Raw genomic sequence first — 24,016 nt, forward strand, 5'->3', positions numbered from 1 at the left:
TTCATCATAGATTCTAAAATCAGGGGATTGAACGAACGCAGGCACCCCACTCCGGATGGTTTGGGGTGCCTGCCTTTTGCCGATTGATTTTCGCCCGAACAGATTTAGCCACACCTTCACCACGCCTCACCCGCTTCACCACGCGCCGCTCAATGCACCTACCCCCACTCGCCTCCGGCAAACGCTACACCCTGCCCCAGCCCGCCGGTTCGGCCGATGCCCTGTTGCTGGCGCGCCTGGGCACCCGCGAGAAGGCCGCCGGCAAGCTCACCGCCATCATCACCTCGGACGCCACCACGGCCCAGCGCCTGATGGACGAGATCGCGTTCTTCGCGCCGGACCTGCGCTGCGCGCTGTTTCCCGATTGGGAGACGCTCCCCTACGACACCTTCTCGCCGCACCAGGACCTGATCAGCGAGCGCCTGGCCACGCTGTGGCGCATCCAGCAGCGCGACAAGGAAACCGGCGCCGACGTGGTCATCGTGCCGGCCACCACGGCGCTGTACCGCCTGGCGCCGCCCAGCTTCCTGGCCGGCTATACCTTCCAGTTCAAGGTCAAGCAAAAGCTTGATGAAACGCGCCTGAAGGCCCAGCTCACGCTGGCCGGCTACAGCCACGTCACGCAGGTGGTCAGCCCCGGCGAGTATGCGGTGCGCGGCGGGCTGATCGATTTGTTCCCCATGGGCTCGCTCGTGCCTTTCCGGGTCGACCTGTTCGACGACGAGATCGACAGCATCCGCACCTTCGACCCCGACAGCCAGCGCAGCCTCTACCCCGTGCCCGAAGTGCGCCTGCTGCCCGGCCGCGAGTTCCCGATGGACGACGACGCGCGCGCCAAATTCCGCAGCCGCTGGCGCGAACTGCTGGACGGCGACCCGACCAAGAGCCGCATCTACAAGGACATGGGCAACGGCGTCGCCACCGCCGGCATCGAGTACTACCTGCCGCTGTTCTTTGAAGAAACCGCCACGGTGTTCGACTACCTCGGCAGCGATGCCACGGTGGTGCTGCACGGCGACCTGGAGCCGGCCTTCCAGCGCTTCTGGCTAGACACCAAAGACCGCTACCGGCTGGTGCGCGATGCGCCCGACCGCCCGGCGTTGCCGCCCGAGTCGCTGTTTCTGGGCACCGAGCAGTTCTACGCGCGCGCCAACGATTACGCACAACTTGCGATACGTGCCACGGTGGAAGACGTGGCCGACAACGCCCAGTTCCAGAAACTCGGCGAAATGGCCGTGGTGCGAGGCGCGGAAGACCCGCTGGCCAAATTCAAGAGCCACGTGCGCAACACCGCCCACCGCGTGCTGGTGCTGGCCGAAAGCGAAGGCCGGCGCGAGAGCCTGCTCGACTTCCTGCGCGCCAGCGCCGTCAGCCCGCCGGCCTTTGATTCGCTGGCCGACTTCCTGGCCAGCGACGAAAAACTCGGCATCGCCACCGCCGGGCTCAACACCGGCTTCAGCTGGCTCGAGGAAGGCATCGATTTCATCACCGAGACCGAGCTTTTCGCCGCCGGCGTCACGGTGCGCCGGCGCAACAAGAAGCAGGAGCAGGTCAGCGACGTCGAGGCGCTGATCAAGGACCTCTCGGAACTCAACGTGGGCGACCCGGTGGTGCACAGCGCCCACGGCATAGGCCGCTACCGCGGCCTCATCAACATGGACCTGGGCCAGGGCACGAACGCCGACGGCACGCCGCTGCTGCAGGAGTTCTTGCACCTCGAATACGCCGACAGCGCCACGCTCTACGTGCCCGTCAGCCAGTTGCACCTGATCAGCCGCTACACCGGCGTCAGCGCCGAGGAAGCCCCGCTGCACAAGCTGGGCAGCGGCCAGTGGGAAAAGGCCAAACGCAAGGCCGCCGAGCAGATCCGCGACTCGGCCGCCGAGCTGCTCAACATCTACGCCCGCCGCGCCGCGCGTGAAGGCCATGCCTTCCGTTATTCGCCCGGCGACTACGAGACCTTCGCCAACGACTTCGGTTTCGAGGAAACCGCCGACCAGCGCGCCGCCATCCACGCCGTGATCCAGGACATGATCAGCCCCCGCCCCATGGACCGCCTGGTCTGCGGCGACGTGGGCTTCGGCAAGACCGAGGTCGCGCTGCGCGCCGCCTTCATCGCCGTCACCGGCGGCCGGCAGGTCGCCCTGCTGGCCCCCACCACGCTGCTGGCCGAGCAGCACTACCAGACGCTGGTGGACCGCTTCGCCAAGTGGCCCGTCAAGATCGCCGAGATGAGCCGCTTTCGCTCGGGCAAGGAAATCAGCGCTGCCATCAAGGGCCTGGCCGACGGCACGGTCGACATCGTGGTCGGCACGCACAAGCTGCTGAGCCAGGACGTGAAGTTCGAACGCCTGGGCCTGCTCATCATCGACGAGGAGCACCGCTTCGGCGTGCGCCACAAGGAGGCCATGAAAGCCATGCGCGCCGAGGTCGACGTGCTGACGCTCACGGCCACGCCGATCCCGCGCACGCTGGGCATGGCGCTGGAAGGCCTGCGCGACCTCAGCGTCATCGCCACCGCGCCGCAGCGCCGCCTGGCCATCAAGACCTTTGTGCGCAGCGAAAACAACGGCGTGATCCGCGAAGCCGTGCTGCGCGAGTTGAAGCGCGGCGGCCAGGTTTACTTCCTGCACAACGAGGTCGAGACCATCCAGAACCGGCGCGAAAAACTCGAAGAGATATTGCCCGAGGCGCGTATCGCCGTGGCGCACGGCCAGATGCCCGAGCGCGAGCTCGAGCGCGTGATGAAGGACTTCATCGCCCAGCGCTACAACCTGCTGCTGTGCTCCACCATCATTGAGACCGGCATCGACGTGCCGACGGCCAACACCATCGTCATGAGCCGCGCCGACAAGTTCGGCCTGGCGCAGCTGCACCAGTTGCGCGGCCGCGTGGGCCGCAGCCACCACCAGGCGTATGCCTATCTGATGGTGCCCGACATCGAGGGACTGACCAAGCAGGCCAGCCAGCGGCTGGAGGCCATCCAGCAGATGGAAGAACTCGGCTCGGGCTTTTACCTGGCCATGCACGACCTGGAAATCCGCGGCACCGGCGAGGTGCTGGGCGAAAACCAGAGCGGCAACATGCTGGAAGTGGGCTTTCAGCTCTACAACGAGATGCTCAGCGAAGCCGTGGCCTCGCTCAAGGCCGGCCGCGAGCCCGATCTGCTGTCGCCGCTCAGCGTGACCACCGAGATCAACCTGCACGCCCCCGCCCTGCTGCCCAACGACTACTGCGGCGACGTGCACCTGCGCCTGTCCTTCTACAAGAAGCTGGCCACGGCGAAGAACACCGACCAGATCGACGCACTGCTCGAAGAAATCGTCGACCGCTTCGGCAAGCTGCCGCCGCAGGCGCAGACGCTGATCGACGTGCACCGCCTGCGCGTGATCGCCAGGCCTTACGGCGTGGTCAAGGTCGATGCCGCGCCCGGCGCCATCAGCATCACCTTCAAGAAGGACCCACCCATCGATTCGATGGCCATCATGCAGCTGATCCAGAAAAACCGGCACATCCGGCTGGCCGGCAACGACAAGCTGCGCATAGAGCGCGAGCTCGAAAATCCCAAGGACCGCGCGCAGATGGTGCGCGACGTCCTGCGTTCACTCGGACAACCCACCACGCCCACCACGGAAGCCACTCCCGCATGACCCCCGCAGAAATCTCCCCCGGCCTCGTCGTCAACGTTTCCACACCCGACCTGAAGCTCACGGACTTCAAGCTGATCGCCTTCGACATGGATTCCACGCTGATCAACATCGAGTGCGTCGATGAGATCGCCGACGCCGCGGGCCGCAAGGCAGAGGTCGCGGCCATCACCGAGGCGGCCATGCGCGGCGAGATCGCCGACTACAAGGAAAGCCTGCGCCAGCGCGTGGCCCTGCTCAAGGGCGTCAGCGTCGCCAGCATGGACCTGGTCTACCACGAGCGCCTCAAGCTCAACCCCGGCGCCGCCGAACTGGTGCACGCCTGCAAGGAGGCCGGCATGAAGGTGCTGCTGGTCAGCGGCGGCTTCACCTTTTTCACCGACCGCGTGCGCGACGAGCTCGGCATCGACTACACGCGCTCCAATGTGCTGGAGGTTGAAGACGGCTTCCTCACCGGCCGCATGGTGGACCAGCCCTGGGGCGACATCTGCGACGGCGACGAAAAGCGCAAGATGCTGCTGGAAACCTGCGGCAACCTGGGCATCAATCCCTTGCAGGCGATCGCCATGGGCGACGGCGCCAACGACCTGCCCATGATGGGCGTCGCCGGCCTCTCGGTGGCCTACCACGCCAAGCCGCGCGTGCGCGAACAGGCCATGGTGGCCATCAATGAAGGCGGCCTGGACCGCCTGCTGGAACTGGTGAAGTAACCAGGCAGCGCACACACAAAGAAAGCACAAACAGCACCAATGCTATTCAGCAAATTCGAGAAACTGCTACACGCCTACCCCGAAGGCGAGCCCACCCTGCCGCCCAAGGGCTTCATGGCCTTCATCTGGGCCTGCAGCCGCGGCGCGCGCGGCTACATCCTGCTGCTGGCCCTGCTGTCGGCCGCCATGTCGGCCTTCGAGGCCCTGATGTTCGCCATGCTGGGCCGCATCGTCGACTGGCTGGGCAAGGCCGAGCCGGCGCGGCTGTGGATTGACCACGGCCCCACGCTCACCGTGCTGGCCTGGATCGTCGTGGCCAGCATCGTGGTGGTGGCGCTGCAGACCATCGTCAAGCACCAGACCATTGCCATCAATTTCCCCATGCGCCTGCGCTGGAACTTCCACCGCCTGATGCTGGGCCAGAGCATGGCCTTCTACCAGGACGAGTTCGCCGGGCGCCTGACCACCAAGGTCATGCAGACGGCGCTGGCCGTGCGCGACACGCTGTTCGTGCTGGCCGATGTGCTGGTGGCCATGGCCGTCTATGTGGCCACCATGACGGTGCTGGCCGCGGCCTTCGACACCAAGCTGATCGCGCCCTTCCTGATCTGGCTGGCGCTGTACATCGCCGCGCTGTTTTTCTTTGTGCCGAAGCTGGGCCGCATCGGCAAGCAGCAAGCCGATGCCCGCTCGCTGATGACGGGCCGCATCACCGATGCCTACACCAACATCACCACCGTCAAGCTGTTCTCCCACACCCAGCGCGAGGCGGGTTTTGCCCGCTCGGCCATGCAGGAGTTCATGAACACCGGCTACAGCCAGATGCGGCTGGTCAGCGCCTTTGAGATCGTCAACCACGCGCTCAGCATGGGCCTGATCCTGGGCATGGCCGGCACCTCGCTCTGGCTGTGGAGCCTGGGCCAGGTCGGTGCCGGCGCCGTGGCCGCCGCCACGGCCATGGCGCTGCGCCTGCAGGGCATGTCGCACTGGATCATGTGGGAGATGACCAGCCTGTTTGAAAGCGTGGGCACCGTGCAGGACGGTATCAATACGCTCTCGCGCCCGCGCGTGATCGAAGACAAGCCTGATGCCGCGACGCTGGCCGTGCCGCGCGGCGAAGTGCGCTTTGAGAACATCGGCTTCAACTACGGCAAAGGCCCCCGCGTAATCGACGGGCTCACGCTGACCGTCAGGCCCGGCGAAAAAATCGGCCTCATAGGCCGCTCCGGCGCCGGCAAGTCCACGCTGGTCAACCTGCTGCTGCGCTTTCACGACCTGGACGCCGGCCGCATCCTGATCGACGGCCAGGACATCTCCACCGTCACGCAGGACAGCCTGCGCAGCCACATCGGCATGGTCACGCAGGACACCTCGCTGCTGCACCGCTCGGTGCGCGACAACATCACCTACAGCCGCCCCACGGCCACCGAGGAGCAGATGCGCACCGCGGCCCGGCGCGCCGAGGCTGACGGTTTTGTCGAATACCTGAGCGACCCGAGCGGGCGCAAGGGCTACGACGCGCATGTGGGCGAGCGCGGCGTGAAACTCTCCGGCGGGCAGCGCCAGCGCATCGCGATCGCGCGCGTGATGCTCAAGGACGCGCCCATCCTGCTGCTGGACGAAGCCACCAGCGCGCTGGATTCCGAAGTCGAGGTCGCCATCCAGAGCAGCCTCAACACCCTGATGCAGGGCAAGACGGTGATCGCCATCGCGCACCGCCTGTCCACCATCGCCGCCATGGACCGCCTGATCGTGCTCGACCAGGGCCGCATCATCGAAGAAGGCGACCACCGCACGCTGCTGGCCAATGGTGGCCTCTACGCGCGCCTGTGGGCGCACCAGAGCGGCGGCTTCCTGAGCGACAACCTGGAAGAAGGCGAAGCGCTGGCGGCCTGAAACCGGCGCCGCCTGCGGATGGGCCGGCTCATACCGGCAGGCCCGCTCTTCAGGCCAGCGCCGCCAGGCGCTCGGCCGCGTCTTTCTTCCCCATAGTGCGAAGGGCGGCAATCCCCGGCAGGTTGGCCGCGCGCGGTTTGGCCTTGCCGGCCTCCCATTTGTAAATAGATTGTCCCGATGCGCCGACCAGAAGGCCGCAATCATGCGCCGACAGGCCGAGCCTGCGCCGCTGGCTGGCCAGGCTCTTGGCGCTGAACCTTGAAGTGCTCGCGGGTTCGTCTTGCGCAACCGCCGCCTGCAAGTTGCCGGGCCTGGATTTACCGAGTTGCCGCACTTTCTGCTCGAGAGCGCGGACATTGCGCTTGAGCGCGGCGATTTCTCCGCGGTGGGTGTTGATCGCCTTTTTCAGGCCTTGAGTTTCCGCACGGACTTCCTTGCGGGCCACGCGGGCGATTTCATTCTTGAGAAGTGTTGCAATGTTTGGCATGGGTCAATAGTCCATCGAAGTTTCGTTCGATCCCAAGGTTATCACCAAGCGCCGGGCAACCCGGCGACCGGGATCAAACAAAGTGGCACGCCAGCGCTATAGCCGACTTGGTCGCACGAATTCAGGTCGATTGTCCGCACGCGGAATATCCCAGGCAGAAATAGTCCATCGAAGGATGTGTGACGCGGCCCGAAGCGAGCGCAATTTGGAAAATTGCCACACTCACGCCGTTTCGCTAGCCGGCACTGCGAGGGCGCCACTACACTCGCAACCGGCCCGGTCGCACCCTCCACGCCCTCTTTGCGAAAGCGACCGTGCTCTTCGGGTGTGCCGGCCTTGCGTCGGCACACCCTTTTTTTCGGACAAGAGGCCGCGAAGAAGACCGCTCCTTCAACTCGCCCGCGCTTTCAACTCGCCCGCGCTTTCAACTCGCGGCAACGGAACCCAGAAGCGTTGAAAAAAGAAGAACGGCTCCAGTTGCGCGGAGGCCTTTCACACCACAGAGGCTTGATGCAACTCCGTCAGCAACTCCTCCATCGTGGGGTTGGTGTGCGCGGCGGGCTGCGCGCGCCGCAATTTGTAGAAGCGGTGCCAGGTCGCGATAGACAGCAGTTCGATCTGCCCGTAGCTGATGCTCAGCCAGCCGTTGGCCGCCAGCGGTTGCACGTACTCCGAAAACACCGCCCGGGAAACGCCGCACATCGCCGCCATGACCGCCTGCGTCACCGGGATGGCGATTCCACCGTCGAGGCCTTCCGTGACCGACCGGTCCGGACCGGAAGCCAGGGCTTCGGCGAATTGCGCAACGCCCATGACCACACGCAGGCAGGGATTGCCCAGTTTCATCAACACCAGCATTTCCGCGTTCTTCTGCGCACGCCAGGTCGCCACCTTGGCGATATAGCGCGCAAATCCCGCCTCAGCCTCGAACAGCTCCCACAGCACGGCCGTTGGCATGCTGAGAACCTGGGTCGGCGCGAGGCAAACGTATTCCAGGTGGGGTGGCATGCGGTTCAGGATGGGCTGCTCGCCAAACCAGGCGCCGGGGCCATAAACATTGACGGGAACGGACCGCGCATCCTGCATGGGAACGGCTGCCGCCACCAGGCCACTGATGACGAATTGCCACGCCTGGACCTCGCCACCCTTGGCCCAGATGAGATCCTGCGCCTCATGGTGTTTGAGCGTGAGTTTGGGGGCAAAGCCACGCGCAGCCGGCTCGGAAATCCCGGCTTTGCGCAAAATGTGAGCGGCGTAATTAGACATGTATTCATGCCTCCCGACGCCATCGTAGAAGTTTCACGGCCCAAAGTCGTTACATCGTGTTACCACGCTTGTTTTTCCAGGTCGCGACGGTGGCACCTTCAAGCGAAATCACGGCGGTGTAGCGCCGCCGGCGTAAAAAGGGAATCAGGTTGGCAAAGGCACGGTAAATCCAGCGCTGGTAGCGGACCGATCACCGCCGCCCCCCCCCCCCGAGATAACCCGACCCTTTCGCCACTTTCCAACCATTTTTGTCCGGGTGCGGACAATCTTGGCCGAGACCCCCGGATGCGGGAGGCAACATGCAGGCTTTCCAACACTCGTTTCAGCCCCCATGAAGCCGAACAACTCGCCCGGAGAGTATGAAGACGCCTTGAGGCGCCTGACCCCGCGGCCCAAATCCTCCAGCATTTCTGAACACCATCCCGCACGCTCGCGCTCCTGCGTCCGCCCGTGGCTGGCCGGACTGCCGCTCCTGCTGGCCGCCTTCGGCACGCCGGCCGGCGACCTGATGGAGGTGTACCGCCAGGCGCAGTCACGTGACCCGATTTATCGCGGTGCCGTCTACGCATTGCAGGCCGCGCGCGAGCGCGTGCCCCAGGCACGCGCCGCGCTGCTGCCCGCGGTGAACCTGGTCGGCGCCGCCAGCCGGCAAGCCGGGCAAGCCGCCTTCAACGAACTGGCGCCTGTCGCGCGCGACGTGCACAACCGCAGCTGGAACCTGCAACTGACGCAGCCCCTGTGGCGCGCCACCGCATCAGCGGCGCTCGACCAGGCCGGGCAACAGGAACTGCTGGCCGAGGCGCAATTCCGGCAAGCCGAGCAGGAACTGATTCTGCGCACCGCGCAGGCCTACCTGGATGTCCTGGTGGCGCAGGAAGCCGAGCACGTGGCGCAGTTGCAAACAGGCGCCATGGAGCAGCAGCGCAGCCTGGCCCGACGCACCTTCGAAGGCGGGACCGGCACGGTGACCGACGTGCACGAAGCCCAGTCGCGGCTGGACCTGTCGCGCGCCCAGGCAGTGGTGGCCAGCAATGAGCTGCAGAACAAGCTGGCCGAGTTGACCCGCATCCTGGGCGCCTCCCATGCGCGCCTGGCGGGGTTGCGCGCGGACAGCGTTCTGCCGCGAATCCAGCCCGAAAGCGCCCAGCCTTGGCTGGACAGTGCCCGCGAACAATCCATCCAGGTACGCATCGCCCAGGCAACACTGGAGGTGGCCGACCGCGAGATCGCCAAAAGCCAGGCGGCGCATTCGCCGACCCTGGACATGACGGCCGCGTACGGCAGTAACTTCACCTCCGGCAGCATCACTTCGCCGGCCGATATCTCGGTGCGCTCGCGCTCCAGCCAGGTCGGGATGAGCCTGACCATTCCGCTCTATGCCGGCGGCGGGGTGCAAGCGCGCGTTCGCGAAGCACTGGCCTTGAAAGGCAAGGCAGAAGAAGACCTGGAAGCGGCACGCCGGCAGGCGGCGGCCCAGGCGCGCCAGGCCTTCGCGGGCGTCGTCAACGGCGCTGCGCAGGTCCAGGCGCTGGGCTCGGCCATTGTGTCGAGCAAAAGTTCGCTGGATGCCAACAAGGTGGGCTACCTCGTCGGCACACGCATCAACATGGAGGTATTGAACGCCGAGCAGCAACTGTACGCGGCCCAGCGCGACTGGTACAAGGCCCGGGCCGAAACCCTGATCCAGGGTTTGCGCCTGAAGGCCGCCAACGCCACCCTGGGTGAAGCCGATTTGAACGTCATCAACGACATGCTGGAAACCGGGCAACCGTGACACCCGCCCCACGCCAAGGCATGAATCAATATTTCAACCTTCTCGCGGGCGACCCGGCCCCCTGGTTCAAGCAACGCTCCTTCGCCAATCCCCGTTATTCCCTTCATGCGGCGGCTGGCCGCTACCTCGTGTTGTGTTTTTTCGGAAGTGCCGCGGAGCCTCTTGCGCGGGCCGCCATCGACATGGCCTTGAAACGGCGGGATATTTTCAACGATTCACACTGTTCTTTTTTTGGCATCAGCCTGGATCCAGGCGATGAAAACGAGAAGCGTGTCGCCGACAGCTATCCCGGCTATCGCTTCCTCTGGGACTTTGACACGCAGGTGAGCAGGCTTTATGGCGTGCTTGCGCTCAACGCCGATGCGAATCCGCAAGGGGACGGCATCCGCCGACTGTGGTTTGTCCTGGATCCGACCCTCAGGGTGCTGAAGGTGCTGCCTTTCGGGAACGGCAGTGAAATACCCGCACTCCTGTCCTACCTCGCCAACCTGCCGCCGCCGTCGCGATTCGCCGGCATCGAATTGCAGGCGCCCATCCTGATGCTGCCGAATGTCTTCCCGCCGGAGTTTTGCCGGAGGCTGGTCACGCTTTACGACACCCACGGGGGCCAGGAATCCGGCTTCATGCGCGAGAAGGACGGCAAAACCATCCTCACCCACGACCACGAACACAAACGGCGCGAAGACTACACCATCACGCAGCCCGAGATCGTGAAATGGACGCAAGCACTGATTCATCGCCGCATCGTGCCCGAGATCGCCAAAGTGCACCAATTCACGGCCACGCGCATGGAACGCTACATCATCGCTTGCTACCGCGCCGACCAGGAAGCGCATTTCCGAGCCCACCGTGACAACACCACGCGCGGCACGGCCCACAGGCGCTTCGCGGTCTCGATCAACCTCAATGATGATTTCGAAGGCGGCGAAATCAGTTTCCCCGAATACGGCCCCAGGTCCTTCAAGCCTCCACCGGGGGCCGCCGTGGTGTTCTCCTGCTCTTTGCTGCATGCCGTGTCCACGGTGACGCGGGGACGGCGTTACGCCTTCCTGCCATTTCTTTATGACGACGCCGCCGCAAAAATCCGCGAGGCAAACAATGCCTTCCTGGATGAAAGCCTCTTGGCGAATTACAAGGCCTGACCGGGCAAGCTTCAGTGCCGTGCCGGCAGGCGCACGGTGAACGTGGTTCCCAGGCCGGCGCCGCTGCGCACGGCGATGGTGCCGCCGTGGATGTCGACCGCGTTGCGCACGATCGCCAGGCCCAAACCCGTGCCCTGGATGGTGCCGACGTTGCTGGCGCGGTGGAAGGACTCGAACAGGTGCGGCAGCTCGTCTTCCGGGATGCCTATGCCTTCATCGGCGACTTCCAGAACCGTCATGTCCTGCTCGGTCCGCACGCGAAACAGCACCAGGCCGCCCAGCGGCGAATACTTGACCGCGTTGGACAGCAGGTTGCCGAAAATGTGGCGCAGCAACTTTTCGTCATAAATCCCCTGCCCCGGGTCCGCCGTGTAATCCAGGCGCAGTTCGCACAGGCTGTCCGGTTGCTGCATGCGCGCTTCTTCCACCAGCAAATCGCACAGCGCCCGCAGGTCCAGCGGGTGCGGCTCGAACTCCAGCATCTGCGCGTCGGCCTTGCCCAGCAGCAGCACGCGGTCCAGCATCCGCGTCATGCGCTTCACGCCGGTGGCGATGCTGTCGAGGATTTCGAGTTTTTCGGACTCGGGCAGCCGGTTGCCGTAGTGCCGCAGCAGTTCCTCGGCCGAGAGGATGCCCGACAGCGGCGTGCGAAACTCGTGGCTGGTCATGGCGACGAAGCGGGTCCGCAGCTCATTGAGCGCGCGCTGCTGCTCCAGCGCCTCGCGCGTGTCTTCTTCCGATTTCTTGCGCTCGGTGATGTCCAGGAAAGCCCAGATCACGCCCGAGTCCGGGTCTTTGGGCTGCACGCAGCTGCCGGCCATCTGCACCCAGAAGAGCTCGCCATCGCGGCGCCTGAGCTGGCGTTCGCTGATATAGCTGCCGGTGGCAATCAGCGTTTCGCGCGCCTCCTTGCCGAACTGCTCCCAGGTCGCCAGGTCGGGGTGGATATAGCTGGAGGGCTGGCCCATGAGTTCCTCGCGCGAGCCGCCCATCATCTGCGCGAATTTCTCGTTGACCCATTCGTGGCGGCGGTTCACCGACAGCACGATGCCCACCAGCGCGCTGTTGAGGATGGCCTCGCGCTCCGACGAGGTGCGCACCAGTTGCGCCTCCAGTTCCTTGCGCCGCGTGATGTTGATGATGACCCAGACCGTGCCCTGGCTGAGGTCGCGCCCGCTGACGGCCTTGCCCGACAGCGACACCCAGATCAGCGTGCCGTCGAACTGCCTGACCTGGATCTCGGCCTCGTAGTGCTCGCCGCGGCCGACGCAGGCGGACACTTCGCCCCCCACGCGCAGGTATTCCTCGCGCGAGAGGTAAAACGGCTCCATCGAGGTCAGCGGGTTGCTGCCTGCGCCGAAGACTTCCAGCATCGCCTGGTTGGCCCAGCGAAAACGCCCGTCCGGCGTCAGGAAGGCAATGCCGACGATGGAGTTTTCCAGGATGGTCTCGCGCTCCTTGAGCTGCATGCGGAAGTTCTCCTGCGAGGCGCTCAGCGCCTCGACCATCGCGTGCTCGGCCATGGTGCGCGCCTGCGCCTGTTCCTTTTCGCGGCGCGTGACGTTGATGCGGTCGGCCAGCGCGAAGGACAGCACCACCATTTCGAGCGCCGAGCCTATCAGCAGCGAATTGGCCGTCAGCGCATTGGACGGCAGCACGCCGGTGTTATGCAGGGCCAGCGCCACCACGCCCACCAGCAGCAGCGCCCAGGCCGCCAGGAAGTATTTCGCGCCCGGGTGGCCCGAGCGCAGGCTCAGCACGCCCACCACCACCAGCGTGATGACGCTGAAGACCGCCAGCACCGTCACCATCAGGGAAGACACCACATAGGGCAGCGCGAGCGCCGCCAGCAGCGTCAGCAGCCAGCCCGCCACCAGCGCCAGCATCAGGCGGTCCAGCCGCGGCATCCTGAGCGCGCTCGACAAAAAGCTGCGCGCGAACAGCAGGCCGAAAACCGCCGTCGCGGCCATGCCCGCCGGCGGCGAGACGCTGTTCCACCACAGCAGGCCCGGCCAGAGAAACTGCGCGCCGAAACCCGTCAGCGCCGCCTGCGCGACGGCCATGCAGGCGACGAAGGCCACATAGACCAGATAGGCCTGGTCGCGCACCGAGAAAAACAGCAGCAGGTTGTACAGCAGCAAACCGATCAGCAGGCCGAAGTAGAGGCTGATGGTGGCGTACTCGGCCTGGTCATGCCGCCACAACGCCGCGGGCTGCCAGAGCTTGACCGGCGCCGACACCGTGCCGCCCGAATTCACGCGCAGGTAGAGCGTGCTGGCGGCCCCGGGCTTCAGGCGCACCGGCATCACATGGTTGCGGTGCACCACGGAGCGTTCGGCAAAGGGCGAAAGATCGCCCCCCACCTGCCGGGCGAAGCCGCCCTTGCCGTCCGGCGTGTAGAGCTCCACCCTGTCCAGCGGCGGATATGCAACTTCCAGCATCCAGTCGGCGGGAGTGTCCCGCGCGGTGCGCAGCGTCACGCGCAGCCAGATGGCGGCACTCGTGAGCCCGAAGTTGGTGGCCGAGCCGCTTTGCGCCACCGGCTGGAATCGCGCCTGGGCCTCGGGCTTCAACAGGTCGGCCAGCGCCAGCTCGCCGCCGGCGTCTTCCAGGTAGGAGAAGGAGCGCGACAGCGCATAGCTGCCTTCGCTGCCGATGGCGACCTCGCTGCCGCTGTCCGCTGCCGCGGCGGCAGGAGGCATCGCCGAAGCCCTTGCCGGTGCCGGCTTCTGCGCGGTGGCCGCAAAGGCCAGGCTTGCCAGCAGCAAGGCCAGCAGCGCCCACGCGCCACACCGCAGGCCCGGCTTCACGCGGCGCCGCCTGGGTCCGCCGCCCCGCGCCTGAGCACCCGCCCCGGCGCGGCGGCCGAGGCCGGCACCGTGCCGGCGGCATGCCGCTGGCCGTTGCAGACTTCATGGCTGATGGCGAGGTTTTCCGCGTGGCTGTTGCCGCCTTCACTCAGCGGCCGGATGTGCTCCAGCGTCGCGGCCTCGCGCGTGACGTGTTCGCCGCAGACCCAGCACGGCACCACGCCGTGAAGCTGCCGCGCCACGGTCTTGTAGATCTTGTCCCGGGTATGGCCCAGCCTGCTCACGATGGCGTTTTCACGGCAGCAGGAGGCAAGGAGGGAATGCAGGGAACGGAGGGCGCGCCGGGGGCTAACGCCTGCTGGGAGCCCGCGCTCATGACCCGCCCCTATTCGCGCCTGGCCGGCCGCGTGTCCGCGGGTTCGATGAAGGAGTCTTCCCACTGCACGGCAAAACGGTCGTCCTTGCCGGCTTTGTGCAGGCCGCTGCTGCCGTCGGAGCTGAATCCGATGTTGCGGTTGGCGGCTGCCAGGGCGGCCTCCTGCTGGCTTTCCTTGTTGAGCTCCTTCAGGGCGGCATCCTTGGCGGCCTTCATACGCTCCCGCGTGAACGATTCCAGGTCCGCGTGGAAGCTGCTGTCGCCGCCGCGCGTTTCCTGGTCTTCCTGGATGAGTTCCTCGGGAATTTCACCCAGGAAGGCCGCGCGCATGGCGCTGACGGTAGGCGGGCGGCTGGCCCGCACCGTGGTGTAGGCGATGCCGCAATCGGACAGCAGGGTTTCCTTGAGCTCGCGGCTGGCCCGGCTCACGTCGCGCTTGCCGCGCAGATCGACACAGCCCACCACCTTGCCCTCCAGCGTGCAGACGGTGAAGGTCGTATAGACACCGTTGAGCAGTTCGAGCAGGCGCTCATTCTTTTCCTTGTTTTTTTCCCTGTCCTTGTCTTTTTCGACCGGAATGGTGAAGCGCAGCACCGGCAGCTTGAGCATCACCACATGGTCGTGGAAGGTGCTGCGCATCCACTTCCAGACTTCGTACTCGTCGTTGGTCACCACCCCGCGCGCGATCAGCGGCCACTTTTTGGGAATGCGCAGCTTTTCGCCGGCTTTTTTCCGCAAGGCGCGGGCGTACAACAGGATGCCGGCCAGCGCGCCCACGGCCACACCCACCAATGCCATCAGCCATGAAATCAGGTTCAAGATGCGGTTCTCCTCATTTTTTGGGGGTGCTGCGGTGCCAAAGGCGGTGCGGCTTCGGGCCCCGGTGAGCCCAGTGAGTCACAGAAAGCCCGCCGTGTCAATTTGGGCGGCCCGGCGGTCCAGGCCGTTATTAAAGCAGGTTTTGCGCGTTTTCCCGCCGCCGGAGGCGTAACAAAGCCCATGACCCAACCGGCATGCCCGCCGGCAGCTATGGGTTTCATAGCAAGAGGGCTGGCCCTCTCCCCCATCTTTTCCCCACCCTTTGCAAGCAGGCGCCCGAATCGTTATGCTGGATTTTTTCCAGGAGCCTCCCATGCCACTCAAGACCGCCCAGGATTTTGACCAGGAACTGCTGATTCTGTTTGACGCCTACGTGCACGGCACGCTGGACCGGCGCGGCTTCCTGGAGCGCGCCCAGAAGTTCGCCACCGCCGGCATGACGGCGACGGCCCTGCTGGCCGCGCTGAGCCCGAATTTTGCCGCGGGGCAGCAAATCGCCAGGGACGACAAGCGCATCAGGACCGAGATGCTCAGCTACCCGTCTTCCGCCGGCACCGGCACCGTCAAGGGCTACCTCGCCAAACCGGCCAACGCCACGGGCAAGCTGCCCGGCGTGCTGGTCATCCATGAGAACCGCGGCCTCAACCCTCATATAGAAGACATCGCGCGCCGCCTGGCGCTGGACAACTTCATCGCCTTCGCGCCCGACGCCCTCACGCCGCTGGGCGGCTACCCCGGCGACGAAGACAAGGCGCGCGAGCTGTTCGCCAAACTCGACCAGCGCAAGTGCACAGAGGACTTCGTGGCCGGCGTCACCTACCTCAAAGGCCGGGACGACTGCAGCGGCAAGCTGGGCGTGGTCGGCTTCTGCTACGGCGGCGGCATGACCCACACCCTGACCACCCGCCTGCCCGAACTCAACGCCGCCGTGCCTTTTTACGGCAACCAGCCGCCGGTGGAAGACGCCGCCAAAGTCAAAACCCCGCTGCTGCTGCATTTCGCGGCGGTCGACGAGCGCATCAACGCCTCCTGGCCGGCCTATGAGGCGGCCCTGAAGGCGGCCGGTGTGAGCTTCACCGCCTACCAGTACCCCGGCACCCAGCACGGCTTCAACAACGACACCACGCCGCGCTATGACGCTGCGGCCGCCAAACTGGCCTGGGAACGCACGCTGGCGTTTTTCAACCGGCAACTCAGGGCCTGACCGCAGGGCGCCTTTAGGGGCCCTCTTTGGGCCCTTCCTTGCGCCTTTTGTCCCGCCGCCCGTCCCCCTCTCCGCGAAAACCCTGCCCGCCGGCCGGCGGGCACGGCTTTTGCAGGCGTTACCATTGGCTACTTTCGCTTTTTCGTCCCCGCGTGCGGACCGGCAAGCATTTTTACCCATCCCTTCTGGACACCACCATGAACATCCTGCACAAAATCGCCGCCACGGCCGGCCTGCTCACCCTCGCCTTTGCCGCCCAGGCCCAGAACAAGGAGCTGGTCGTCGGCTCCAGCGCCACCTACCGCCCGTTCGCCTATGAAAGCCCGACCAAGGAAATCGTCGGCTACGACGTGGACATGATCAAGGCCATCGCCCAGAAGGCCGGCCTGCAGATCAAGATCGTCAACACGCCCTGGACCGGCATCTTCGCCGCGCTCAACAACGGCGACGTCGACCTCGTCATCTCCGGCGTCACCATCAACGACAAGCGCAAGCAGTCCTACGACTTCACCACCCCCTACTTTGAAGCGCGCCAGCTGATCGCCGTGCAAAGCAACAGCACCGCCAAGGGCCTGAAAGACCTGGCCGGCAAAAAAATCGGCGTGGTCACCGGCAGCACCGGCGACGACATGGCTTCGCGCGAATTCGGCAAGACCAACCCCGACATCCGCCGCTTTGAAAGCACCCCCGTGGTGATCTCCGAGCTGGTCAACAACGGCCTGGACGCCGCCATCGGCGACAACGGCGTCATCGCCTTCCGTACCCAGGAACACAAGCAGCTCAAGACCGTGTCCGACGCCAGCTTCCCCAAGGAATACTTCGGCATCGTCGTCAAGCAGGGCAACAAGGCACTGCTGGACAAGCTCAACGCGGGCCTGGCCGCCGTCAAGGCCGACGGCAGCTACGCCACCATCTACAAGAAGTGGTTCCAGGCCGACGCTCCCGCGTTGCCCGCACAGTAATCGGCTGAGACTTCCCCGTCATGGAGCAAGTCCTCTGGTTCGGCTGGTTTCGGGCCGACATCATCGCGGAGTACGGCGTGCTGTTCTGGCGCGGCCTGCAGATGACCATCCTGGTGACGCTGATCTGCATCGTGCAGGGCACCGCGCTGGGCCTGGCCATCGGCATGGCGCGCGTCGCCGAATCGCGCCACTCGCCCGCGCGCGAACTCTGCAAATACGCGCTGCGCTGGCCGTCCACCGTCTACGTGAGTTTTTTCCGCGGCACGCCGCTGTTCGTGCAGATCCTGCTGATCCACTTCGCCGTGCTGCCGCTGTTCATCAACCCGACCGACGGCATCATCATCTCGGGTGAGACCGCGCGCAACATCAAGCAGAACTACGGCGCCTTCCTCTCGGGCATCGTGGCGCTCACGCTCAATGCCGGCGCCTACATCTCCGAGATCTTCCGCGCCGGCATCCAGTCCATCGACAAGGGCCAGGTCGAAGCTTCGCGTTCGCTGGGCATGTCGTTCCCGCGCACCATGTACCACGTCGTGCTGCCGCAGGCTTTCCGCCGCATGCTGCCGCCGCTGGGCAACAACGCGATCGCGCTGCTCAAAGACTCGTCGCTGATCTCGGCGATTGGTCTCGCCGAACTCGCCTACGCCGCGCGCACCGTCGCCGGCGCCTACTCACGCTACTGGGAGCCTTACCTCACCATCTCCGTCATGTACTGGGTGCTGACATTGGGCCTGGCTTACCTCGTCAAGAAACTGGAGGCTCGTTATGGACGAGGTGATTCACGTTAAGCGCCTGACCAAGCAGTTCGGCCACACGCCAGTGCTGCGCGGCATCGACTGCGCCATCAAGGCCACCGAGGTCGTCTGCGTCATCGGCCCTTCCGGCTCCGGCAAAAGCACCTTCCTGCGCTGCCTCAACGGCCTGGAAGACGCCAGCGGCGGCGAAGTGCTCGTGCACGGCGTCTCGGTGCACGAGCCCAAGACCGACGTCGACGCCCTGCGCTCCGAAATCGGCATGGTGTTCCAGCGCTTCAACCTGTTCCCGCACAAAACCGTGCTGGAGAACATCACGCTGGCGCCCACCAAGGTGCGCAAGCTCACGGCGCTGGAAGCGCGCAACCGCGCCAGCGAGCTGCTCATCAAGGTCGGCCTGCTCGACAAGATTGACGCCTACCCGAACCAGCTCTCCGGCGGGCAGCAGCAACGCGTGGCGATTGCCCGCGCGCTGGCCATGCAGCCGCGCATCATGCTGTTCGACGAACCGACTTCCGCGCTGGACCCCGAAATGGTCGGCGAGGTGCTTGCCGTCATGCAGGCCCTGGCCGAAGAAGGCATGACCATGGTCGTCGTCACCCACGAAATGGGCTTTGCCCGCCAGGTGGCCGACCGCGTGCTGTTTATCGACGAAGGCCTTGTGGTCGAGGAAGGCACGCCATCGGAAATCTTCGACAGCCCGCGGGAAGAACGGACCAAACGCTTTTTGAGCAAGGTGTTGTAAGTCGGCGTGCGGGCCATGCCGGCATGGCGTGCGCCCCTGCTGCTGCTTCCGGTGTGCCCGGGTCCTGCCTGACGCTGCAGCGTATCGCCCCCCGCCGGCCCTCACCCCAACCCTCTCCCAGGGGGAGAGGGAGTAAGGCCCCACAAAAAATATGCAGCCACCTCCCCTTCTTGCACCCTCTCCCTCTGGGAGAGGGCTGCGGCCGTCGCACACGCAAGGCCCCGGAACGCATAAGCCTCAATACCCCGGCACCTTCAACACCCGCGCCAGGTAGTCAAAAAACACGCAGTACAGCGCGATCGGCAGCGGCAGGCCCAGCAGCGTGCCCACCATGTAATCGCGAAACTTCACGCCCGACATCGCCAGCGCGTAATTCAGCGCCGGCACGGTCTGCAGCAGCATGCGCAGCACCACGATGCTGGCCACCGGCCGCGCGTCGAGCCGCGCGAGCACGCGTTGCGCCCATCGGCCCTTGATCTGCCGCAAGGCATCGCCGCCCAGCAGGCGTATCAGCCAGAAGGTGAAAGCGCAGGAAACCACCGCCGCCAGGTAGGTTGCCAAGCCGCCCCACATCTCGCCCAGCGCCAGCACCGCGGCCGCCAGAAAGATCCAGCCGGGTATCTGGATCAAATTGCCCAGCGCGAACAGCGCCACAAAAATCAGCAGCCCGCTGGCCTCGTTGTCCAGAAACTTCTGGTGCAAAAACGCCAGGCTGAAGTTGTCCCGCAGGCCCGAAAGCTGGAACACCGCCAGCAAAAGGCCCAGGAAGGCCAACACGGCGAACAGTCGTTTGAAGCGGCTCATTGGGTGGGGTACGGGTGGTGGCGGGAAGCTTTCACCGATTCTGCCTGCAAATAAATTCGACATGGGTGTAAGAAGCGCCCGCCTGGCCCGACCAAACCGTAACACGCAGCAAGACTGCGGTGGAAATCCCGGCCTCTTCCTCTTTTTGGACGAAGGCGCCGGACATCGCGGCCAATTCCGAGGAACATTTGATGAACCCAAGCAAACAGGCCATACACCCCGGCTGGCTACGCGCCATGCACTGGCTCAACGCGCTGGCCGTGGTGGTGCTGATGATGAGCGGCTGGCGCATCTACAACGCCACTGCCTTCCTGGGCTTCAGCATTCCCAAGGACCTCACGCTGGGCGGCTGGCTGGGCGGCGCCCTGCAATGGCACTTTGCCGCCATGTGGCTGTTGTTCTTCAATGGCCTGCTTTACCTGGCCTTCAATATCTTCACGCGGCGGCTGTTCCACAAATTCTTTCCGCTCTCCATCCGGGGCATCGTTGCCGACCTGCTCGCCGCGCTCAAGGGCAAGCTGGCCCATGCCGACCCGCGCCACTACAACATGGTGCAGCGCCTGGCCTACCTGTTTGTCATGGCCGACAGCGTGCTCATCGTGCTCTCAGGCCTGGTGCTGTGGAAGTCGGTGCAGTTCCCGCTGCTGCGCGAGCTCATGGGCGGGTATGAGGGCGCGCGCCTTGTCCACTTTTTTGCCATGGCCGCGCTCGCCGGCTTTGTGGTGGTCCACCTCGTGATGGTGGCGCTGGTACCCAAAACACTGGTCTACATGCTGCGCGGGCGTTGAGCCACCCCGCAAGCCTCAAGGAAACACCATGAACATCCAACGCCCCAGGCGCCTTCACCATGTCGACAGCGACGCTGTGCTCAAGGAAGCCGTGGACCGCATCGCCACAGCCAACAAGCTCTCCCAGGCCCGCCGCAACTTTCTGCGCGGCTCGCTCACCCTGGGTGGCCTGGCCATGCTGAGCGGCTGCGTGCTCGACGACAGCGAAGCCGTCAACACCGCACTCACCCGCATCTCGCGCATCAACGACGACGTGCAGGGCCTGCTCTTCGACCCGAATCGCCTGGCGCCTACCTACCCCGACTCCATGATCACGCGGCCCTTTCCCTTCAACGCCTACTACGGCGAAGACGAAGTGCGCGAAGTGGACGCAGAAAGCTGGCGCCTGGAAGTCGCCGGCCTGGTCGCCGACAGGCGCAAATGGTCTTTGCCCGAACTGCGCGCCATGCCCCAGGCCGACCAGGTCACCCGCCACATCTGCGTCGAAGGCTGGAGCGCCATCGGCAAATGGGGCGGCGTGCCCTTCTTCCATTTTTTGCGCAAGGTCGGCGCTGACACCAGCGCGAAGTACGTCGGCTTCAAATGCGCCGACGACTACTACACCAGCATAGACATGGCCACCGCCCTGCACCCGCAAACCCTGCTGGCGCTGACCTACGACGGCCAGGTGCTGCCGCCCAAATACGGCTTTCCGATGAAGCTGCGCATGCCCACCAAGCTCGGCTACAAGAACCCGAAACACATCCAGGCGATTTTTGTCACCAACACCTACCCTGGAGGCTACTGGGAAGACCAGGGCTACAACTGGTTCGGAGGCAGCTGAGTTCGCTCAGAGGCCCCGCAACGCAGGCAAGGCGCTCATGCATTTTTCAAACCTTGCCGTTTTTTCTCAACGACTTTCCAACATTCTTTCATCAAGGACAACACCATCATGAACATCAACACCAAGACTTTGACCGCCGCTCTCCTCTCAGCCTGCCTGCTCGCCGCCGGCGGCAGCGCCCTGGCGCAGGACGCCATGAAAAAAGACGCCATGGGCAAGGACGCCATGGCCAAGGATGGCATGAAAAAGGATGGCATGAAAAAGGACGGCATGAAAAAGGACGCGATGGCCAAAGATGCCATGGGCAAGGACGCCATGGCCAAAGACGGCATGAAGCACGACGACGACAAGATGGCCATGGCCAAAAAAGACAAGATGAAGAAAGATCACATGGCCAAGGACGGCATGAAAAAAGACGCCATGGGCAAAGATGCGATGGGCAAGGACGAGATGAAGAAATAAAGGCCGCAACGCCATGCGTACGGAGGCCGGGCTTTTCAGCCCGGCCTCCGGTTGACCGCCTCAACCACCGCGCTTGCGCCGCGGCCCAAGCACCTTCAATGCCAATTGGCGGCTAGTGCATTCGTGAGTGCGGTTTTCTGGGCGCTGTCCGGCAGCGCGGATATGGTTGTGGTTGCGCCTGACGGGGTACCAAAGACGGCCATGGCCTGCACCAGCAGGTCCAGATCCGTCATCGCATTCGTACCCGTCTTCGTGTCCAGCAGGGTCTTGCCGTCACCGGATTTGAACTGCTCGACGTGGTATTGGCTGCCCAGGTACCAATTACTCAAAGTCACCTTGTCGGTGGTGCCCATGATGCTGATTTGCAGGTCGCTTCCCAAGAAATTCACGTTGCCCGCCTTGTCCACCCTGTTGAACCACAACTCGTTGAATTTGGCATTGCCCATGACCAGGGTGTCGATGCTGCCGGCCGTCGCATCTTCTTCCTGCACCACATCCGACCCTTCGGTGCGATAGAGAGTGTAGGTATCCGAACCTGCCCCGCCCGCCAGCGTGTCGTCGCCTGCTCCGCCGTACAGGAGGTCGTTGCCACTGTCGCCGCGCAGCAGGTCATTGCCGTTTCCGCCGTATATGGTGTCATTGTCGCCACCACCGTTCAGCTCGTCATTGCCGCTACCGCCGATCAGCGTGTCATTGCCGGCATCGCCGTACAGCTTGTTTTCGCCAGACTCATCCGACAGAAAATCGTCGCCATTCCCGCCATAGAGCATGTCATTGCCAAGGGTACCGTACAGGGTGTCCTTGCCGTCGCCACCAAAAAGCCAATCGTTGCCCTCATTACCCTTCAGATAATCATCACCTCCCAAGCCGAAAAGGTCGCTGTTCATAATGCTGGCAGACAGGACGTCCTTGCCTTCCGTTCCGACCATTTTTTTGTTGACGGCAGCGGTGGCTTCACTGACTACACTTTCGGAGAATTTTTTATCGTCGGTGTAGCTCACGGAAACGCGTACCCTCTGGCCAGGGTTGGTAAGAAATGGGCCAGCCTGGTCGGCAGTCAGCGTGAAGCTCTTGGCCGTGGCCCCGGCAATGGGACTCCAGTTGACGCCGTCCACCGAGCTTTGCCACTGGTACTTGTAGTTCGAGGTGGTTGCCAAACCATCCCTATCGGTCACGGTACTGGTCAAGGTGTCGCCCTGGTGCACAGTGCTGCCGGCGGCCAGATTCCCCACGCCCTCCACGTCTCCCGCGGTACGCTGCAGGACCACCGTACCCGGGTCATTGACCTGTGCCAGCGTGAAGGTTTGCGAGGCTGTGGTGATGCCTCCTCTGCCATCGCTGACTCCATAGCTCAGCACGACCTTTCCGGAGAAATCGTCCAGAGGCGTGAATGTCCAGCTCCTGTTGGCGCCACCAAAAACCAGGGACTTGCCCACCGGGTTAGCCGACAGGTTGACTACCGACAGTTGATCGCCATCCGCATCGGTGAAGCCGGCCAACAGGTCGGCCTCGGTAATGGTGTAGGGAATGTCTTCCGTGCCGATCGCCAGCACGGTTGGGCTACCCTCCAACTTAGGCAGGTCATTGACATCACCGACCTTCCCCGTGGGAGTGCTGGTGACGCTTTCTGGCGTGCCCAGCTTGTCGGTATAACTGGCTCGCACGCTGATGGCCTTACCCACCTGCGCCTGGCCCAGGGTCAGCGTAGAGCCGGTGGCTTTGTCAATCAGCACCCCGTCGGCCAGCCATTGGTAGCTCACCAAGCCGTCTTTGATTCCGTCCGCGTCGTACAAGCTATTGTTCGCAGTCAGGACCTGGTTCTGCGCGACGGTGCCGCTGATCGTCACCGTGCCCGTGGGCAAATTGTTGATCGCCACCTTGGCCGGGACGGCCGCGGCCGATACGGCAACGCCGTTGTCCCTGGCTACGGCAGTAAACGCGATGGGCGTTCCGGTGGCATTCAATGCCGGTGTCCAGTAGGCGTTGAGGTTTGCGTCCACCGTGTTGTTGGTGGTGAGATTCCAGGCCGTGGCTGTCGCGGCCGACGTCCCTATGCGCAAAGTCCCGCTACTCACGGCCTTGATGACAAAGGCGTCCACCGTACCATCCACGTCGGCCTCGTTGCCCTGGGCCAGCAGTTGGGCCAGCGTGATGACGGCCTCGCTGTTTTTGTTGGTCGTCGCCACCGCCGCCGCAAATGCCGTCAGTGTGGGAACATCATTGACCGCCGCCAGCGTGAAGCTTTGCGTGGCCGCCGTGTTGGCGATACCGTCACTGACGTCATAACTGAGGTTGACCGTGCCGTTGTAATTGAGCGCGGGCGTGAAGATCCACTGCTTCTTGACGGTAGCCAAACGAAGTTACATCAGCCTTCGCCGAGGCCAGCGGAACGCCCTGACCCACGCGGCCATCGGTCAAGGCAACGGAAGAGTTTTCCTCGGTATTGATGGGGCTCCAGGCACCGTTCAGGACCCAGTCGGCACCGACCACGCCGGGTTTCCCTCCTGCCACTTCCTGTCCGTTGGAGTAGACCTTCAGTTCGGCCAACG

The 24,016-nt window shown here is 64.3% G+C and carries 20 protein-coding genes; 12 read left to right on the forward strand and 8 right to left on the reverse strand.

The genetic code is table 11. The features are described 5' to 3' along the window. Positions 1 to 152 precede the first annotated feature (152 nt). The 3 genes from mfd to ACLV74_RS02235 are packed head-to-tail and all read left to right on the forward strand — an operon-like array spanning position 153 to position 6,253. Positions 153 to 3,650 (forward strand): transcription-repair coupling factor, encoded by a 3,498-nt coding sequence (mfd, locus tag ACLV74_RS02225; protein ID WP_411877729.1) that lies wholly within the window; start codon positions 153 to 155, stop codon positions 3,648 to 3,650. Continuing rightward, a complete protein-coding gene (serB, locus tag ACLV74_RS02230) occupies positions 3,647 to 4,357 on the forward strand; it encodes a phosphoserine phosphatase SerB (RefSeq protein ID WP_411877730.1) in 711 nt (236 codons plus the stop codon). The genes mfd and serB overlap by 4 nt, the downstream gene beginning before the upstream one ends. Positions 4,358 to 4,396: 39 nt before the next feature. Beyond that, positions 4,397 to 6,253, forward strand: coding sequence for an ABC transporter ATP-binding protein (locus ACLV74_RS02235; protein WP_411877731.1), 1,857 nt, complete (start codon positions 4,397 to 4,399; stop codon positions 6,251 to 6,253). 49 nt (positions 6,254 to 6,302) lie between these two features. Here ACLV74_RS02235 and ACLV74_RS02240 read toward each other — a convergent pair whose 3' ends face one another. Further along, positions 6,303 to 6,698 (reverse strand): helix-turn-helix domain-containing protein, encoded by a 396-nt coding sequence (locus tag ACLV74_RS02240; protein ID WP_411877732.1) that lies wholly within the window; start codon positions 6,696 to 6,698, stop codon positions 6,303 to 6,305. A 534-nt stretch (positions 6,699 to 7,232) separates the two neighbouring features. After that, entirely contained in the window at positions 7,233 to 8,006 is a 774-nt protein-coding gene (locus tag ACLV74_RS02245) for a Crp/Fnr family transcriptional regulator (RefSeq protein ID WP_411877733.1), read from the reverse strand. Between the two features lie 331 nt (positions 8,007 to 8,337). Here ACLV74_RS02245 and ACLV74_RS02250 point away from each other — a divergent pair, with 331 nt between their 5' ends. Both ACLV74_RS02250 and ACLV74_RS02255 read left to right on the forward strand, forming a co-directional pair. Then, positions 8,338 to 9,780, forward strand: a complete 1,443-nt coding sequence (locus ACLV74_RS02250; RefSeq protein ID WP_411877734.1) for a TolC family outer membrane protein — start codon at positions 8,338 to 8,340, stop codon at positions 9,778 to 9,780. A gap of 20 nt (positions 9,781 to 9,800) precedes the next feature. Further along, positions 9,801 to 10,922 (forward strand): 2OG-Fe(II) oxygenase, encoded by a 1,122-nt coding sequence (locus ACLV74_RS02255; protein ID WP_411877735.1) that lies wholly within the window; start codon positions 9,801 to 9,803, stop codon positions 10,920 to 10,922. Between the two features lie 11 nt (positions 10,923 to 10,933). Here the strand turns inward: ACLV74_RS02255 and ACLV74_RS02260 are convergent, their stop codons facing one another. The 3 genes from ACLV74_RS02260 to ACLV74_RS02270 all read right to left on the reverse strand — a co-directional run bounded on the left by ACLV74_RS02260 (position 10,934) and on the right by ACLV74_RS02270 (position 14,927). Beyond that, complete coding sequence (locus ACLV74_RS02260) at positions 10,934 to 13,732, reverse strand: 7TM diverse intracellular signaling domain-containing protein (protein ID WP_411877736.1); 2,799 nt, start codon at positions 13,730 to 13,732, stop codon at positions 10,934 to 10,936. Beyond that, positions 13,729 to 14,016 carry an HNH endonuclease gene (locus ACLV74_RS02265; RefSeq protein WP_411877737.1) on the reverse strand — a complete coding sequence of 96 codons (288 nt, stop codon included), beginning with the start codon at positions 14,014 to 14,016 and terminating at the stop codon, positions 13,729 to 13,731. The genes ACLV74_RS02260 and ACLV74_RS02265 overlap by 4 nt, the downstream gene beginning before the upstream one ends. 101 nt (positions 14,017 to 14,117) lie before the next feature. Continuing rightward, positions 14,118 to 14,927, reverse strand: a complete 810-nt coding sequence (locus ACLV74_RS02270; RefSeq protein WP_411877738.1) for a DUF2726 domain-containing protein — start codon at positions 14,925 to 14,927, stop codon at positions 14,118 to 14,120. Between the two features lie 313 nt (positions 14,928 to 15,240). On the opposite strand from ACLV74_RS02270, the gene ACLV74_RS02275 reads away from it, so the two are divergent. The 4 genes from ACLV74_RS02275 to ACLV74_RS02290 all read left to right on the forward strand — a co-directional run bounded on the left by ACLV74_RS02275 (position 15,241) and on the right by ACLV74_RS02290 (position 18,590). Continuing rightward, positions 15,241 to 16,131 (forward strand): dienelactone hydrolase family protein, encoded by an 891-nt coding sequence (locus ACLV74_RS02275; RefSeq protein ID WP_411877739.1) that lies wholly within the window; start codon positions 15,241 to 15,243, stop codon positions 16,129 to 16,131. A gap of 197 nt (positions 16,132 to 16,328) precedes the next feature. Continuing rightward, complete coding sequence (locus ACLV74_RS02280; RefSeq protein WP_411877740.1) at positions 16,329 to 17,093, forward strand: basic amino acid ABC transporter substrate-binding protein; 765 nt, start codon at positions 16,329 to 16,331, stop codon at positions 17,091 to 17,093. Between the two features lie 20 nt (positions 17,094 to 17,113). Further along, positions 17,114 to 17,881, forward strand: a complete 768-nt coding sequence (locus tag ACLV74_RS02285) for an amino acid ABC transporter permease (RefSeq protein WP_411877741.1) — start codon at positions 17,114 to 17,116, stop codon at positions 17,879 to 17,881. Then, positions 17,868 to 18,590 carry an amino acid ABC transporter ATP-binding protein gene (locus tag ACLV74_RS02290; RefSeq protein WP_411877793.1) on the forward strand — a complete coding sequence of 241 codons (723 nt, stop codon included), beginning with the start codon at positions 17,868 to 17,870 and terminating at the stop codon, positions 18,588 to 18,590. Before ACLV74_RS02285 ends, ACLV74_RS02290 begins: the two co-directional genes overlap by 14 nt. Positions 18,591 to 18,827: 237 nt before the next feature. Here the strand turns inward: ACLV74_RS02290 and ACLV74_RS02295 are convergent, their stop codons facing one another. After that, positions 18,828 to 19,394 (reverse strand): TVP38/TMEM64 family protein, encoded by a 567-nt coding sequence (locus ACLV74_RS02295; protein WP_411877742.1) that lies wholly within the window; start codon positions 19,392 to 19,394, stop codon positions 18,828 to 18,830. A 191-nt stretch (positions 19,395 to 19,585) separates the two neighbouring features. Between ACLV74_RS02295 and ACLV74_RS02300 the strand changes: the two genes are divergently transcribed. The 3 genes from ACLV74_RS02300 to ACLV74_RS02310 all read left to right on the forward strand — a co-directional run bounded on the left by ACLV74_RS02300 (position 19,586) and on the right by ACLV74_RS02310 (position 21,467). Beyond that, the gene (locus tag ACLV74_RS02300) at positions 19,586 to 20,182 is read left to right on the forward strand and encodes a cytochrome b/b6 domain-containing protein (RefSeq protein WP_411877743.1); all 597 of its coding nucleotides are present in this window, start codon (positions 19,586 to 19,588) and stop codon (positions 20,180 to 20,182) included. 28 nt (positions 20,183 to 20,210) lie between these two features. After that, complete coding sequence (locus tag ACLV74_RS02305) at positions 20,211 to 21,005, forward strand: molybdopterin-binding protein (RefSeq protein ID WP_411877744.1); 795 nt, start codon at positions 20,211 to 20,213, stop codon at positions 21,003 to 21,005. Between the two features lie 108 nt (positions 21,006 to 21,113). Continuing rightward, on the forward strand, positions 21,114 to 21,467 hold the full coding sequence (locus ACLV74_RS02310) for a pentapeptide MXKDX repeat protein (RefSeq protein WP_411877745.1): 354 nt from the start codon (positions 21,114 to 21,116) through the stop codon (positions 21,465 to 21,467). A 95-nt stretch (positions 21,468 to 21,562) separates the two neighbouring features. Here ACLV74_RS02310 and ACLV74_RS02315 read toward each other — a convergent pair whose 3' ends face one another. Together ACLV74_RS02315 and ACLV74_RS02320 are read right to left on the reverse strand one after the other, a co-directional pair. Next, positions 21,563 to 23,821 carry a cadherin-like domain-containing protein gene (locus ACLV74_RS02315; RefSeq protein WP_411877746.1) on the reverse strand — a complete coding sequence of 753 codons (2,259 nt, stop codon included), beginning with the start codon at positions 23,819 to 23,821 and terminating at the stop codon, positions 21,563 to 21,565. Then, complete coding sequence (locus tag ACLV74_RS02320) at positions 23,748 to 24,014, reverse strand: hypothetical protein (RefSeq protein WP_411877747.1); 267 nt, start codon at positions 24,012 to 24,014, stop codon at positions 23,748 to 23,750. The genes ACLV74_RS02315 and ACLV74_RS02320 overlap by 74 nt, the downstream gene beginning before the upstream one ends. Between the last annotated feature and the right edge of the window lie 2 nt (positions 24,015 to 24,016).

This window comes from Polaromonas sp. YR568, from assembly GCF_943369415.1.
GTDB lineage: Bacteria > Pseudomonadota > Gammaproteobacteria > Burkholderiales > Burkholderiaceae_C > Polaromonas.

Coding starts and splice junctions, on each gene's coding strand:
- mfd (WP_411877729.1), top strand. CDS start 153: ATGCACCTACCCCCACTCGCCTCCGGCAAACGCTACACCCTGCCCCAG.
- serB (WP_411877730.1), top strand. CDS start 3,647: ATGACCCCCGCAGAAATCTCCCCCGGCCTCGTCGTCAACGTTTCCACA.
- ACLV74_RS02235 (WP_411877731.1), top strand. CDS start 4,397: ATGCTATTCAGCAAATTCGAGAAACTGCTACACGCCTACCCCGAAGGC.
- ACLV74_RS02245 (WP_411877733.1), bottom strand. CDS start 8,006: ATGTCTAATTACGCCGCTCACATTTTGCGCAAAGCCGGGATTTCCGAG.
- ACLV74_RS02250 (WP_411877734.1), top strand. CDS start 8,338: ATGAAGCCGAACAACTCGCCCGGAGAGTATGAAGACGCCTTGAGGCGC.
- ACLV74_RS02255 (WP_411877735.1), top strand. CDS start 9,801: ATGAATCAATATTTCAACCTTCTCGCGGGCGACCCGGCCCCCTGGTTC.
- ACLV74_RS02275 (WP_411877739.1), top strand. CDS start 15,241: ATGCCACTCAAGACCGCCCAGGATTTTGACCAGGAACTGCTGATTCTG.
- ACLV74_RS02280 (WP_411877740.1), top strand. CDS start 16,329: ATGAACATCCTGCACAAAATCGCCGCCACGGCCGGCCTGCTCACCCTC.
- ACLV74_RS02285 (WP_411877741.1), top strand. CDS start 17,114: ATGGAGCAAGTCCTCTGGTTCGGCTGGTTTCGGGCCGACATCATCGCG.
- ACLV74_RS02295 (WP_411877742.1), bottom strand. CDS start 19,394: ATGAGCCGCTTCAAACGACTGTTCGCCGTGTTGGCCTTCCTGGGCCTT.
- ACLV74_RS02300 (WP_411877743.1), top strand. CDS start 19,586: ATGAACCCAAGCAAACAGGCCATACACCCCGGCTGGCTACGCGCCATG.
- ACLV74_RS02305 (WP_411877744.1), top strand. CDS start 20,211: ATGAACATCCAACGCCCCAGGCGCCTTCACCATGTCGACAGCGACGCT.
- ACLV74_RS02310 (WP_411877745.1), top strand. CDS start 21,114: ATGAACATCAACACCAAGACTTTGACCGCCGCTCTCCTCTCAGCCTGC.